At 72.9% G+C, this 13151-nt stretch carries 10 protein-coding genes; 8 read left to right on the top strand and 2 right to left on the bottom strand.

Translation table 11 applies throughout. From position 1 onward, the window contains the following. Positions 1-57: 57 nt before the first annotated feature. Positions 58-1629 carry a CocE/NonD family hydrolase gene (locus ABZX22_RS08155; RefSeq protein WP_354906890.1) on the bottom strand — a complete coding sequence of 524 codons (1572 nt, stop codon included), beginning with the start codon at positions 1627-1629 and terminating at the stop codon, positions 58-60. A 112-nt stretch (positions 1630-1741) separates the two neighbouring features. On the opposite strand from ABZX22_RS08155, the gene ABZX22_RS08150 reads away from it, so the two are divergent. The 6 genes from ABZX22_RS08150 (at position 1742) to ABZX22_RS08125 (ending at position 8957) form a co-directional block, all read left to right on the top strand. After that, the gene (locus ABZX22_RS08150; RefSeq protein ID WP_354906889.1) at positions 1742-2509 is read left to right on the top strand and encodes an SGNH/GDSL hydrolase family protein; all 768 of its coding nucleotides are present in this window, start codon (positions 1742-1744) and stop codon (positions 2507-2509) included. A gap of 246 nt (positions 2510-2755) precedes the next feature. Further along, positions 2756-4897, top strand: a complete 2142-nt coding sequence (locus tag ABZX22_RS08145) for an anthranilate synthase component I (protein WP_354906888.1) — start codon at positions 2756-2758, stop codon at positions 4895-4897. 158 nt (positions 4898-5055) lie between these two features. Then, positions 5056-6201, top strand: coding sequence for an amidohydrolase family protein (locus tag ABZX22_RS08140; protein ID WP_354906887.1), 1146 nt, complete (start codon positions 5056-5058; stop codon positions 6199-6201). Positions 6202-6288: 87 nt separating this feature from the next. Beyond that, a complete protein-coding gene (locus ABZX22_RS08135; RefSeq protein ID WP_354906886.1) occupies positions 6289-6936 on the top strand; it encodes an urea carboxylase-associated family protein in 648 nt (215 codons plus the stop codon). Between the two features lie 7 nt (positions 6937-6943). Beyond that, positions 6944-8062 (top strand): NADH:flavin oxidoreductase, encoded by a 1119-nt coding sequence (locus tag ABZX22_RS08130; RefSeq protein WP_354906885.1) that lies wholly within the window; start codon positions 6944-6946, stop codon positions 8060-8062. Positions 8063-8084: 22 nt separating this feature from the next. Continuing rightward, positions 8085-8957 carry a polysaccharide deacetylase gene (locus ABZX22_RS08125; RefSeq protein ID WP_354906884.1) on the top strand — a complete coding sequence of 291 codons (873 nt, stop codon included), beginning with the start codon at positions 8085-8087 and terminating at the stop codon, positions 8955-8957. 5 nt (positions 8958-8962) lie between these two features. On the opposite strand, the gene ABZX22_RS08120 is transcribed toward ABZX22_RS08125, so the two are convergent. After that, positions 8963-10522, bottom strand: a complete 1560-nt coding sequence (locus tag ABZX22_RS08120) for a helix-turn-helix domain-containing protein (RefSeq protein WP_354906883.1) — start codon at positions 10520-10522, stop codon at positions 8963-8965. Positions 10523-10625: 103 nt separating this feature from the next. On the opposite strand from ABZX22_RS08120, the gene ABZX22_RS08115 reads away from it, so the two are divergent. Further along, complete coding sequence (locus tag ABZX22_RS08115; RefSeq protein WP_354906882.1) at positions 10626-12062, top strand: cytosine permease; 1437 nt, start codon at positions 10626-10628, stop codon at positions 12060-12062. Further along, on the top strand, positions 12059-13039 hold the full coding sequence (locus ABZX22_RS08110; RefSeq protein WP_354906881.1) for an asparaginase: 981 nt from the start codon (positions 12059-12061) through the stop codon (positions 13037-13039). Before ABZX22_RS08115 ends, ABZX22_RS08110 begins: the two co-directional genes overlap by 4 nt. Positions 13040-13151 lie beyond the last annotated feature (112 nt).

Raw genomic sequence — 13151 nt, 5'->3', positions numbered from 1 at the left:
CTCTACCGATCCCGCGGACCCGCGAGCGGCGGCCTGCCGGGCGGGGCCGGGCGTCGTTCAGGCGCCCGGCAGGGGCAGCACCAGCGCGGAAGGCCGGTCGGGGTCGTGGAAGACCTCCACGTCGGCCGGCACCATGGGGCCGTCCAGCTCCAGCGGCTCGCCGGTGCCCGGGTTGCGGGCGATCGTGGGATAGGCGCCGCCGGCCACGTGCACCCTGATCCGGTGGCCCCTGGCGAACCGGTGCGCGATCGGCCACAGGTCCACCCGCACCCGGCGCACCTCGCCGTTCTCGCCGGTCACCAGCCGGCGCACGCCCTCGCAGACGTTCATCGAGCGCCCGTCCGGGTGCACGTCGCACACCCGCACGACGACGTCGACGTACGGCGTGCTCGACCTGACGTACAGCTCGGCCGAGACCGGGCCGATCGCCTCGGTGTCCTCCCGCAGCACGGGCGAGGTGTAGACGAGCACGTCCCTGCGCGCCTCCAGCCTGCGCTGGTCGCGCGGCCGGGAGTCGGCCAGCAGCACCGGGCCGCCCAGCACGGGCGTCGGATGGGCGGGGTGGTAGCGGTAGCGGTCCGGCGCCGACTCCAGCGGCCCTTCGGGGCCGAGCCCGAAGGCGCGCTGCAGGTGCCAGCGCACGCCACGCGTGCCCGGCACCGGCCAGTCGGGGTAGTCGCGCCACTCGCCGGCGCCCGTCACGTACAGCCGCACCGGGGAGGACCGCAGGCCCGAGACGTCGCCCAGCAGGTGCGCCCTGAACCATGCCAGGGCCTCCGCCCTGGTCACCGGGCCGTGCCTGAGGTCGATGTGCCACCAGGGGCCGATCGTCAGGTACGGCTGCCGCCCCGCCGCCCGCATCACCTCGTAGTCGCGCAGCTGCCACGGCAGGAACACGTCGTACCAGCCGCCCAGCATGGTGACCGCCGCCTCGACCTGCCCGACCGCCGGTGAGAAGTCCCGCCTGTCCCAGTACGGCACGGCCGGATCGGCGTGGTGGGTCAGCAGGTCGCGGTAGAACGGCAGCGCCTGTCCCGCCGAGACCAGGTCGAGCTCGGCCACCGGCCGCCCCGACAGCACGGCCCGCCGCGTCATCCGCGGCGCCCGCCACACCGCCGTGCCGCCGAACCGGCGCGCCATGCCGTTGGTCAGCGTGGTCCAGCTGAGCGCCGACTCCAGCGCGAACGCCCCGCCCACGTAGGCGGCGTCCCTGAACTGGGAGGCGGTGATCTGGGTGGCCATCGCCTTCAGCTCGGGTCCGGCCCAGGGGGCGATCGCCCACTGCGTGTAGCCGAGGTAGGAGGGTCCGTGCATCGCGAACGTGCCCGGGTACCACGCCTGGCGGCGCATCCACTCGAGGGTCGCCATGCCGTCGTCGTGCTCGTCGCCGAGCGGGTCGAGCAGCCCTCCCGAACCGAAGCCGCCCCGGCAGCTCTGGATCACGACCTGGAAGCCGTGGCGGGCGAACCCGCGCCCGTAGGCCAGCCCGAACAGGCCGCGCCTGCCGTACGGCGAGCGGATCAGGATCACCGGGGCCCGCTCGGCCCCGACCGGCTCGTAGCGGTCGGCCAGCAGCGTCACGCCGTCCGGCATCGGGACGGGAAGATCCCGGTAGACACGCACACGCATTACCAATGAGTAACATAATCGCCCAGGACCGGACAATATGACGACCATCACGCGGCCCGTGCCGCATATTACGGTCGCGTAAGGCGATCTCTGCTTGGCAAACTATCCGGTCATGGGACGAATTGCTTCATTTGTCGCTTTGGGGGACAGCTTCACCGAAGGTCTCGAGGACCCCGCCGACGTCGGATACCGGGGCTGGGCCGACCGGCTGGCCGAGCACATCGCGGCCGAGCGGCCGGGGTCGCGCTACGCCAACCTGGCGGTGCGGGGACGCCTGATCGACGAGATCGTCGGCGAGCAGGTGCCGCAGGCCCTCGCGCTGCGCCCCGACCTCGTCTCGCTGTGCGCGGGAGGCAACGACATCCTGCGCCCGGGAAGCGGTCCCGAGGTGGTCGCGGCCCGGCTGGAGGAGGGCGTGGCGGCGCTGAACGCGGCGGGGGCCAAGGTGATGCTGTTCACCGGGTTCGACCTGCGCGAGGTGCCGGTGATGCGGCTGGCGCACAGCAAGATCGAGGTCTTCAACCTGCACATCCACGACATCGCCCGCCGCTACGACACCTTCCTGGTGGACCTGTGGCCGATGGCCGTGCTGCGCGACAGGCGGGCCTGGAACGAGGATCGGCTGCACCTGTCGTCCGACGGCCACCGCCGGGTGGCGTTGCGCGCGGCCGAGGTGCTCGGCGTGGCCGTCGAGGAGGGCTGGCGCGAGCCGTACCCGCCGCAGGTGCCGCCGCAGTGGACCGACGCCCGCCGTGCGGACCTGCGGTGGGCCAGGCAGTACCTCGGCCCGTGGATCAACCGGCGCATTCACGGACGCTCCTCGGGCGACGGCGTTCCCCCGAAGCGTCCCGAACTGGCCCCGCTGGACACGGTGTCCTGACCGGCCGCCGCGCTGACCGTCCGCCGCCCCGATCGGCCCGCTGTCCTGGGGTGGCGCGCCCGTGTGTCGCGTTGCGTGATCTCCGATGCGGCGGCTAGGCTTGCCACATGCGAATCCGCTTGCAGCTTCAATGGTGGCGCCGCTTCTAGGCGGCGCGAGATTCGCATTCCTCAAACGGACGGCCGCCCCGGAAGGCGGCCATTCCTGTCTCCGCCCCGGGGCTCATGAGCTAGCAAGGGGCTTTGAGTGGAGACGAGCGGATATACCACCGCTGGGGGCGTCAGCGTCGAGCGTGAGATACGTGAGGTGCCGGAGGCGGCCCTCGAGGAGATCGTGACCGCGCTGGGCGAGCGACGCGGCGGCGCGTTCTCCTCCGGCATGGACTACCCGGGCCGCTACAGCCGATGGGCGTTCGGCTACGTGGACCCCTGCGTCGAGCTGGTCGCCAGGGGGCGCACCATCGCGGCGCGCGCGCTCAACGAGCGCGGCAAGGTGGTGCTGCCCGTGCTGGCGTCCTGCCTGCTGGCGGCGGGCAAGCCCGTCTCCGAGCCGACGGACGTCCACGTGGAGGTCCACATCGCCGAGCCCGGCACCGAGCCGGGCGAGGTGCTGCCGGAGGAGATGCGCAGCCGCCGCCCGACGGTGTTCACCGCCATCCGCGAGGTGATCGCCGCCTTCAAGGGCGCCGACCCGCACCTCGGCCTGTACGGCGCGTTCGGCTACGACCTGGCCTTCCAGTTCGAGCCGATCCGCCACGAGCTGGAACGGCCGGCCGACCAGCGCGACCTGGTCCTCCACCTGCCCGACAGGATCGTCGTCATCGACCGGCAGCGCGAGACGTGCGTGGAGCACCGCTACGAGTTCGCCGTGGACGGCGTCTCCACCAAGGGTCTGGAGCGCACCGGCGAGACCTTCCCGCAGGTGGCCCCGGACGAGATCCCGAAGAACCCGGAGAAGGGCGCCTACGCGAGCGTCGTCGCGGCGGCCAAGGAGCGCTTCAAGCGCGGCGACCTGTTCGAGGTCGTGCCCGGCCAGGTCTTCCACGCCCCCTGCGCCGACCCGGCGTCCTTCTACCGCGGCCTGCGCCAGTCCAACCCGGCCCCCTACGAGTTCATCATCAACCTCGGCGACGGCGAGCACCTGGTGGGCGCCTCGCCCGAGATGTACGTCCGCGTCACCGGCGACCGGGTCGAGACCTGCCCCATCTCCGGCACCATCGCCCGCGGCGCCAACCCCGTCGAGGACGCCGAGGCCATCCGCACCCTCCTGTCCAGCGTGAAGGAGGAGTCGGAGCTGACGATGTGCACCGATGTCGACCGCAACGACAAGTCGCGCATCTGCGTGCCCGGCAGCGTCCAGGTCATCGGGCGCCGCCAGATCGAGCTCTACTCCCGCCTGATCCACACCGTCGACCACATCGAGGGCCGCCTGCGCCCCGAGTTCGACGCCCTCGACGCCTTCCTGACCCACATGTGGGCCGTCACCGTCACCGGCGCCCCCAAGACGTGGGCGATGCAGTTCATCGAGGACCACGAGGCCACCACCCGCAGGTGGTACGGCGGAGCGATCGGCTACATCGGCTTCGACGGCTCGATGAACACCGGCCTGACCCTGCGCACCGCGCAGATCAAGCACGGCGTGGCCACCGTCAGGGCGGGGGCGACGCTGCTGTTCGACTCCGACCCCGAGGCCGAGGAGCGCGAGACCGAGCTCAAGGCCAGCGCCCTGCTCGGCGCCCTGGCCGCCGTCAACCAGCCTGCCTCGGTCGCGCAGGCACCGGTGCGGGAGCAGCCGGGCCAGGGGATGAAGGTCCTGCTGGTCGACCACGAGGACTCCTTCGTCAACACCCTGGCCGACTACTTCCGTCAGGAGGGCGCCGACGTCGTCACCCTGCGCCACGGCTTCCCGGCGGAGATGATCGACACGATCGCCCCCGACCTGGTGGTCCTGTCGCCGGGGCCCGGCTGGCCGTCCGACTTCGGCATGTCGGCCCTCATCGACGAGGTGTACGGCAGGGCCCTGCCGGTCTTCGGCGTCTGCCTCGGCCTGCAGGCCATGGTCGAGCAGGCCGGCGGCAGCCTGGACCTGCTCGGCTACCCCGAGCACGGCAAGCGCGGCCGCGTCTCCAGGGTCGGCGACAGCGCCCTGCTCGAGGGCCTGCCCGCCGAGTTCGTCGCCGCCCGCTACCACTCGCTGCACGCCAAGCGGCCGGGCGTGGTCGGGTTCACCGTCACCGCGCTCACGCCCGACGGCAACGTGATGGCGATCGAGGACACGGCCAACCGGCGCTTCGCCGTCCAGTTCCACCCCGAGTCGATCCTGACCGTGGAGGGCGGGGCCGGCGCGAAGATCATCGCGAACGTCCTGCGCCTGGCACGCAGGTCCTGACCGGAACACCGGGGCGAGGGCTCCCTCCCGTCCGGAGGGAGCCCCGTCCCCGCCGCGTGGGCGGTCGCGCGGCGGCGGTTCCCGCTGCGGGGGTCTTCGATGTACGCGGTCGGCAAAATTTCCGTGACCGGCTGTGATCACGCTCTAGAGTCGGGCGCATGCTCCCCGTCACCCTCCCGGACGCCGTGCGCGATGCCCTGCTCGCCCCGCTCGTCGACCACCACTGCCACGGGGTGCGCCGCGACGATCTCAGCCGCGCCCAGTTCGAGCTGCTGATCAGCGAGTCCCGCCTGCCCGCCCCGCCCGGCACCACCCACTTCGACACGCCGTTCGGCGCGGCCATCCGCCGCTGGTGCGCGCCCGTGCTCGACCTCGACCCCCACGCCCCTCCGGCCGTCTACCTCGCCAGGCGCGCCGAGCTCGGCGCGGAGGAGGTCAACAGCCGGCTGCTGCGGGCCGCGGGCGTGGTCGCCTTCCTCGTCGACACCGGCCTCGAGGCGCCCGAGCTGCTGACGGCGGCCGAGATGGGCCGGCAGGGCGGCGCGGCGGCCGACGAGATCGTCCGCCTGGAGCAGATCGAGCAGGACATCGCCGAGACCGCGGCCGTCGCGGTCGACTACATGGACAGCCTCACCGAGGAGCTCACCGCCAGGGCGGCCCGCGCCGTCGGGTTCAAGTCGATCATCGCCTACCGGTGCGGCCTCGACTTCGACCCCTCACGGCCCAGCAGGGGCTCGGTGATCGCCGCGGCCAACCGCAGGCTCTCCGATCCCAAGGAGCGCCTGGCCGACCCGATCCTGCTGCGCCACCTGCTGTGGACGGCCGTCGACGTCGCCCGCGAGCGCGGGCTGCCGATCCAGTTCCACACCGGCTACGGCGACGCCGACCTCGACCTGTCGCGCGCCGACCCGGCGCGTATGACCGGCTTCATCAGGGCGCTGCAGCCCCTCGGCGTGCCCGTCGTCCTGCTCCACTGCTACCCCTTCCACCGGCAGGCCGCCTACCTCGCGGGGGTGTTCCCGCACGTCTACGCCGACGTCGGCCTCGCGCTCACCCACACCGCCGCGGGCTCGGCCAGGGTGCTCGAGGAAGTGCTGGAGCTGGTGCCGTTCCACAAGCAGCTGTTCAGCTCCGACTGCTACGGCGCGGCCGAGACCTGCCACATCGGCGCGCTGTACTTCAGGCGCGGCCTGGCGAGCGTGCTGGCGGCCAGGATCGAGTCGGGGGAGTGGACCGCCGCCGACGCCGCCCGTGCCGCCCACATGATCGGCTCGGGCAACGCCCGCCGCGTCTACCGCCTGTGAGATCTCTGGAGCTTTCTCCAGCGAATGCGCCGAACGCTGGACCGATCTCCATGTCGGAGGGTCGGTTGATCGTGTTCTTCTAGGCGCATGCAATCGAGAGTGATCGTGCCCGCCGGCCAAGGCCGGGCCGTGAAGGTCGCAGCCGGGCAGCGGGTGCGGGTGGTCGACGTCGACGGCGGCCAGGTCGGCGACCTGTTCGCCTTCGCCGCCGACGACGTGACCGAACATCTCAGCGCCTCCCACACCCGCGCCTTCACCAGCCGCCTGTTCCCCGCGCCGGGCGAGCACTTCGTCACCGACCGGCGCAGGCCCATCCTCACCCTGGCGGAGGACACCTCGCCGGGCTGGCACGACATGCTCATCGCCGCGTGCGACCCCGCCCGGTACGCCGCGCTGGGCGTGCGCGGGTTCCACGCCTCCTGCGCCGACAACCTGCGCCACAGCCTCGACCGGCTGGGCCTGCCGTTTCCCGGCACACCCCAGCCCGTCAACGTGTTCATGCGGATCCCCGTGGCCGACGACGGCGGGCTGAGCTGGCTGAGCGCGATCAGCCGCCCCGGCGACGCGATCACCTTCGAGGCCGCCATGGACTGCGTGGTCGTGGTCTCGGCCTGCCCGCAGGACCTGGTGGAGATCAACGGGCACCGGCCGACCCCGCTGGCCATCGAGGTGCTCGACCCCCACGGCCACACCCACGGCCACACCCACGGCGACCTCACCCACACCGAGGAGTGAACGAGCGATGACCCATCCCGCGCTGCGACCCGAACGGCTCGGCGGGCTCGAGCTGACCAACCGGCTCGCCGTCTCGCCCATGAGCAGGGTGTCGGCCGCCCCCGACGGCACGCCGACGGCCGAGATGACCGACTATTACCGCGCCTACGCCCAGGGCGGCTTCTCCCTCGTCATCACCGAGGGGACCTACACCGACACGCGCTACAGCCAGGGATACCCCAACCAGCCCGGCATCGTCTCCGACAGGCACGTGGCCGCCTGGCGGGAGATCACCGACGCGGTGCACGCCGCCGGCTCGCCCATCGTGCTCCAGCTCATGCACGCCGGCGCGCTGTCGCAGGCCAACCGCCACACCGACGTCACCGCGGGGCCGTCGGCCGTCACCCCGCGCGGGCAGAAGATGCCCGAGTACGGCGGGCACGGCCCCTGGCCGCAGCCGATCGCGATGAGCCAGGACGACATCGACGCGGCGGTGCGCGGTTTCGCGGAGTCGGCGGCCCGCGCCAGGCAGGCCGGCTTCGACGGCGTCGAGGTGCACGCCGCCAACGGCTACCTGCTCGACCAGTTCCTGACCGACTACACCAACCTGCGCGACGACCGCTACGGAGGTTCGGCCGCCAACCGGGCGAGCCTGACGGCCGAGGTGGTGTCGGCCATCCGCGAGCGGACCGGCCACGACTTCTGCGTGGGTGTACGGCTGTCGCAGACCAAGGTCAACGACTTCCGGCACCGGTGGGCGGGCGGCGCCCGCGAGGCGGAGACCATCTTCTCCACCCTGGCCGAGGTGGGCCCGGACTACCTGCACATCGCCAGCGAGGGCCGGGACTGGATCGAGACCGCCACCCTGGAGGGCGGCATCACCATCACCGGGCTGGCCCGCAAGGTGACCGGGCTGCCGGTGATCGCCAACGGCGGCATGCACGATCCGCGCCAGGCGGCCACCGTCCTCGAGGACGGGCACGCCGACGTGCTGTCCATCGGCAGGGGCGCGCTGGCCAACCCCGACTTCCCGCGGCGCCTGGCCGAGGGGCTGCCGCTGGCGGCCTTCGACCACGAGATGCTGCAGCCGATGGCGACGCTGAGCCATGCTCGTCTGTGGCGGCAGGCCGCCGAGGCGTCGGCCTGAGCCGGGTACGACAGGAGGACGGATGGGCAGCACCCAATCGTGGCACGGCGCGGCCAGCGCGGTCGTGACACTGACCTTCGACGTGGACGCGGAGACGCCGATACTCGCCCAGGGCCGCGGCTACGCGGACCACGCCATGACGATGTCGCACCAGGCCTACGGTCCCGAGGTCGGCCTGCCCCGCATCCTGGCGCTGCTGGACGAGCTGGCCGTTCCCGCCACGTTCTTCGTGCCCGGCTGGGTGGCCGAGCACCGGCCGGGCCTGGCCGCCTCGATCGCCGAGCGCGGGCACGAGGTGGCCCACCACTCCTACAGCCACCGGCCGCCCACGTCGATGACCGCCCAGGAGGAGCGGGCCGACTTCGAGCGGGCGCTGGCGGTCTTCGACAAGCAGGGCATCGAGATCCTGGGCCATCGGGCGGCGCTGTGGGAGGCGTCGTGGCAGACGGCCGACCTGGTCGCCGAGTACGGCCTGCGCTACGACTCCTCCCTCATGGGGGACGACCGGCCGTACCAGGTGGAGACGGCCGCCGGACGGATCGTCGAGCTGCCCGTCCACTGGTCGCTCGACGACTGGGAGCAATACGCGTTCCTGCCCGCCCCGCACATCGGCTCGGTCATCGAGTCGCCGGTCAAGGTGCTCGAGCTGTGGCGGGCCGAGCTCGACGGCATGCGCCACTACGGGGGCCTGTTCAACCTGTGCGTGCACCCGTTCCTGTCCGGACGGCCGGGCCGCGCCATGGCGTTGCGCCGCTTCATCGAGTACGCGCGCGGCTGCTCGGACGTGTCCTTCGCCCGCTGCGGCGACCTGGCGAAGATCGCCGCAGCCGACGGCGACCTGACGGTCCGGCGGCCGCGGCCCCCGGAGGTGGACCCCGAGGTCTACCCGCTCTGACGTCGTCAGTCGACGGCGTCGGCGGCCAGCGCCAGGAACAGGTCCACCCGGTCCTCGGTACGGCCCACGTCCCTGCCGGTCAGTTCCACGATCTTGGCCAGGCGGTTGCGCAGGGTGTTGACGTGCACGTGCAACGCCCCCGCCGTGGCCGCCCACTGCCCGTCGTGGTCGAGGAAGGCGCGCAGGGTCAGCTCCAGCTCGCCGCCGCGCCGCGCGTCGTGCGCCCGCAGCGGCCCGAGCAGATCGTCGGAGAACTGGCGCAGCGTCTCCTCATCCAGCAGGCCGAGCAGCAGCCGGTGGGTGCCGAGCTCGGCGAACCCGCGCACCGCGGGCCCGGTGCGGGTGCGGCGCAGCACCCGGCAGGCCTCACGCGACTGCAGCAGCCGCGGGCGCAGCTCCGCCGCGTGCGGGGCCAGCCCGCTCAGCCCCACCACGGGCCGCAGGCGGGGGAAGCGCCGCTCGATGCCGCTGACCAGGCGCCGGGCCAGCTCCGGCAGCTGGCCCTCCGGCTGCCGCCAGGGCAGCACCGCGACGACGTCCTGGGTACCGCCGGCCACCACGGCCGGCACCCCCTCCAGCGCGAACAGCTCGCCGATCACCTCGGCCAGCCCGTGGACGGTGGCGGCCTCCTCGCCGGCGAAGGCCACCGCGCACACGGCCAGCGGCCCGCTGGGGTCCACGCCGAAGGCGCGCAACCGCCCCGGCACCTCGGCCGCCCGCCTGCCTCCCGACAGCACCATCTCCAGCAGCTCGCTGGCGAAGCGCATCTCGATCGCCTGGACCGCCTGCTGCTTGGCGACCTCCAGGCTCAGGAAGCGCGCCGTCTGCTCCAGGGCCTCCCGCTCGGCCGCGCCGAGCTCGCGCAGCGGGCGCAGGCAGATGAGGGCGGCGTCGATGTCGCCGACCGCCCCGACGGGGAACAGCGCCGCCCGCCCGGCGGACCCGAGGTCGACCTCCAGCGCGGGCGGGCGCCTGGCCAGCCCCTCGGCCACGGCCCGCAGCTGGTCGGCGTCGAGCGCGGCGCCGGCCACGGCGAGCGAGCGGCCCATCCTGTCGACCACCGCCAGGGGCAGGTCGTGATCGCCCCTGAGCACGTCGAGCACGCCGGAGGCGCCCGCGCCCCGGGAGATCGCGGTGGCCAGGGCGTCGCCCCGCCGAACCATGCTGACCAGCGCCTGCTTGCGTTCGTCGGTCGACATCGCGGCGACGACCCGGGAGACCTCCGTGAACGGGACGGCGATGGAGATCTCCAGCAGCGGCAGCTCCGCCTCGTTGCAGGCGGCGACGAGATCCTCGGGCGTGCGCGGCGTCTCGGCCCGCAGCCCGAACATGATCCCGGCCGCCCTGGCCGCCTTGACGCTGGCCACGAACCGCGCCGCGGGCACCTGCTCGGCCCACAGGCCGTTCGTCATCACCAGCTCGCCCTCGCGCACGTAGCGCGAGGGGTCGGGAAGTTCGGTGTTGTGCACCCACGCGAGGGGCCGCTCCAGCGCGCCGACCGGGCCCGGCACCAGCAGGCGCAGCTCGAGCTCGTCGTGGTGCAGCAGGGTCCCGAGCGTGAACACGCTAGAACTCTATACAGCCAACACGTCGTTCTCTAGAGGTTCCTCCACTCCCTGTGCCCGGGATCGGCGTGCTTGTGTGGGGCACATCACCAAGGAGGACACCATGCGATCCACCACACGGTCCAACACGGCCGCTCCGGCCGCCGAGAGCGACGGCGTCCGCTTCGACGCCCACGGCGTCGAGCCCATTCCGCCCTCCGCCCGCGACTCCACCCCCTGGCAGCAGTTCTGGATCTGGACCGGTGCCAACATCGCCCCGATCAACTGGGTCCTCGGCTCGCTGGGCGTGACCCTGGGCCTCAGCCTCCTGGAGACCATCGCCGTCATCGCGATCGGCAACCTCGCCGGCTGCGCGATCTTCGGTCTGTTCAACCTGATGGGGCACCGCACGGGCGTCAACCAGATGGTGATCGGCCGCGGCGCCTTCGGCCGCGCCGGAGCGGTCGTGCCCGGTGTCGTCCAGGGGCTGCTGACCATGGGCTGGGTCGGCGTCAACACCTGGGTCGTGCTCGACCTGGTGCTCGCCATCCTCGCCCGCATGGGCGTCGAGGGCGGCCTCGGGCTGAAGTACCTGGTCGCCGCGATCATCATGGTCGTGCAGCTGGGCCTGGCGCTCTACGGCTTCTACGCCATCCGCACCTTCGAGAAGTACACGGTGCCGGTCACCGTGCTGATCATGGCGGTCATGACGGTGCTGGCCGCCGTCCAGGTCGACCCGCAGTGGACGGCGGCGACCGCCGCCGAACCCGGCGCCAAGCTGACCGCCGTCACCCAGCTGCTGACCGCCATCGGCATCGGCTGGGGCATCAGCTGGCTGCCCTACTCGGCCGACTACAGCCGCTTCGTCCGCCCCGGCGCCTCCGGCGCCTCGGTGTTCTGGTCGACGGCGCTCGGCATGTACGTGCCCACGGTGTGGCTGGCCGCCCTCGGCGCCTACCTGAGCAGCGGCAGCGGCGGCAGCGACCCGTCGACCCTGGTGACCAACACCTTCGGCGCGCTGGCCGTCCCGGTCCTGCTGCTGGTCATGCACGGGCCCGTCGCCACCAACATCCTCAACCTGTACTCCTGTTCGCTGGCGGCGCTGTCGATCGGCATCCGCGTCGCCCGCTGGAAGCTGACCCTGATCGCCGGCCTCGTGGCCTCCGCCGTGCTGGTCGTCTTCGTGCAGGCCGACGACTTCGCCCAGGCCTTCGACCACTGGATGGTCTCCATCCTGGTGTGGATCAGCCCGTGGGCGAGCATCCTGATGGTCGACTACTTCGTGATACGGCGCGGCCGCATGGACGTCGAGACGCTGTACACCGACGCGGCCTCGCCGTACGGGCCGGTGAACTGGAGGGCGCTGGCCAGCCTCGTGCTGGGGCTCGTGGCGGCCTGGAGCTGGCAGTACGGCATGGTCCCGCTCACCCAGGGCCCCATCGCGCGGGCGCTGAACGACACCGACTTCTCCTGGCTGTCGGGCGGCCTGGTGGCCGGCGGGCTCTACTACCTGCTCGTCCGGAACCGCGTCACGATCCAGGCAGAGGCGGCGCGCCGATGACCGGGCCGACCGGCGCGCGCGTGCACGTCATCACCACCGGAGGCACGATCGCCTCCAGGCCGGGCCGCGACGGCGCGGTGCGGGTGGCCGTGCAGGGACACGATCTGGTCTCCGCGGCCGGCGTGCGGGTCACGGTGGAGGAGCTCATGCTCGCCCACAGCTTCGACCTCACGGTGGCCGAGTCCCTGCGGATCGCCGAGCGGGCCCGCGCCGTGGCCGGCGACCCCGAGGTGGCCGGTGTCGTCGTCACCCACGGCACCGACACCATGGAGGAGACGGCGTACCTGACGGACCTGCTGCTGGAACCCGGCCACACCGTGGTCTTCACCGGAGCGCAGCGGCACGCGGGCCTGCCCGACAGCGACGGGCCGCGCAACATCGCCGACGCCGTCCGCGTCGCCGCCGAGGCCGGCGGGCTCGGCGCGGTCATCGTCATGGCGCAGCTCGTGCACGCCGCCCGTTACGCCACCAAGTCCCACACGCTGGCGCCGGACGCCTACTCCTCTCCCGGGGTCGGGCCCGTCGGCCACGTGCACGGCGACCGCCTCCACCTGGCCTCGCGCCCGGTCCGCTCGCCCTGGCTCACCCCCGGCGAGCGGGTCTCCCTGGAGGCTCGCGTCGACATCGTGCCCGCCTACCTGGGCGCGGACGGCGTCCACGTGGCCGCCTCCCGGCAGGCGGGCGCCCGCGGCATCGTCCTGGAGGCGATGGGCGCCGGCAACGCGACGCCCGGGCTGCTCGCCGAGATCCGGACCTGCCTGGCCGAGGGCATGCTCGTCCTGGTGTCCTCGCGCTGCCGGCAGGGGCCCGCCACGCCGATCTACGAGAGCGGCGGCGTCGCGCTCCAGCGGGCCGGCGCGATCTTCGCGGGCACGCTCACCGCCCCCAAGGCCAGGCTCCTGCTGGCCGCCGCCCTGTCGGCCGAACGGGACCCCCGTCAGGCCGCGGCCCGCCTGTCCGCCTACCTGGGCGCGTGATCCGGCCGCCCGCCTGGCTGCGCCTGCCCGGGCGCCTGCCTGGCTTCGCCTGCCTGGGGGTGTGATCCGGCCGCTCGCCTGGCCGCTTGCCTGGGCGCGTGATCCGGCCGCC

It is taken from the genome of Nonomuraea sp. NPDC003804, from assembly GCF_040610675.1.
GTDB lineage: Bacteria > Actinomycetota > Actinomycetes > Streptosporangiales > Streptosporangiaceae > Nonomuraea.
This window is presented reverse-complemented; position numbering and strand designations above follow the sequence as displayed.

What these genes read in the sequence shown, in the direction of transcription:
- ABZX22_RS08155 (WP_354906890.1), bottom strand. Translation starts at nt 1,629, where the DNA reads ATGCGTGTGCGTGTCTACCGGGATCTTCCCGTCCCGATGCCGGACGGC.
- ABZX22_RS08150 (WP_354906889.1), top strand. Translation starts at nt 1,742, where the DNA reads ATGGGACGAATTGCTTCATTTGTCGCTTTGGGGGACAGCTTCACCGAA.
- ABZX22_RS08140 (WP_354906887.1), top strand. Translation starts at nt 5,056, where the DNA reads ATGCTCCCCGTCACCCTCCCGGACGCCGTGCGCGATGCCCTGCTCGCC.
- ABZX22_RS08135 (WP_354906886.1), top strand. Translation starts at nt 6,289, where the DNA reads ATGCAATCGAGAGTGATCGTGCCCGCCGGCCAAGGCCGGGCCGTGAAG.
- ABZX22_RS08130 (WP_354906885.1), top strand. Translation starts at nt 6,944, where the DNA reads ATGACCCATCCCGCGCTGCGACCCGAACGGCTCGGCGGGCTCGAGCTG.
- ABZX22_RS08125 (WP_354906884.1), top strand. Translation starts at nt 8,085, where the DNA reads ATGGGCAGCACCCAATCGTGGCACGGCGCGGCCAGCGCGGTCGTGACA.
- ABZX22_RS08115 (WP_354906882.1), top strand. Translation starts at nt 10,626, where the DNA reads ATGCGATCCACCACACGGTCCAACACGGCCGCTCCGGCCGCCGAGAGC.
- ABZX22_RS08110 (WP_354906881.1), top strand. Translation starts at nt 12,059, where the DNA reads ATGACCGGGCCGACCGGCGCGCGCGTGCACGTCATCACCACCGGAGGC.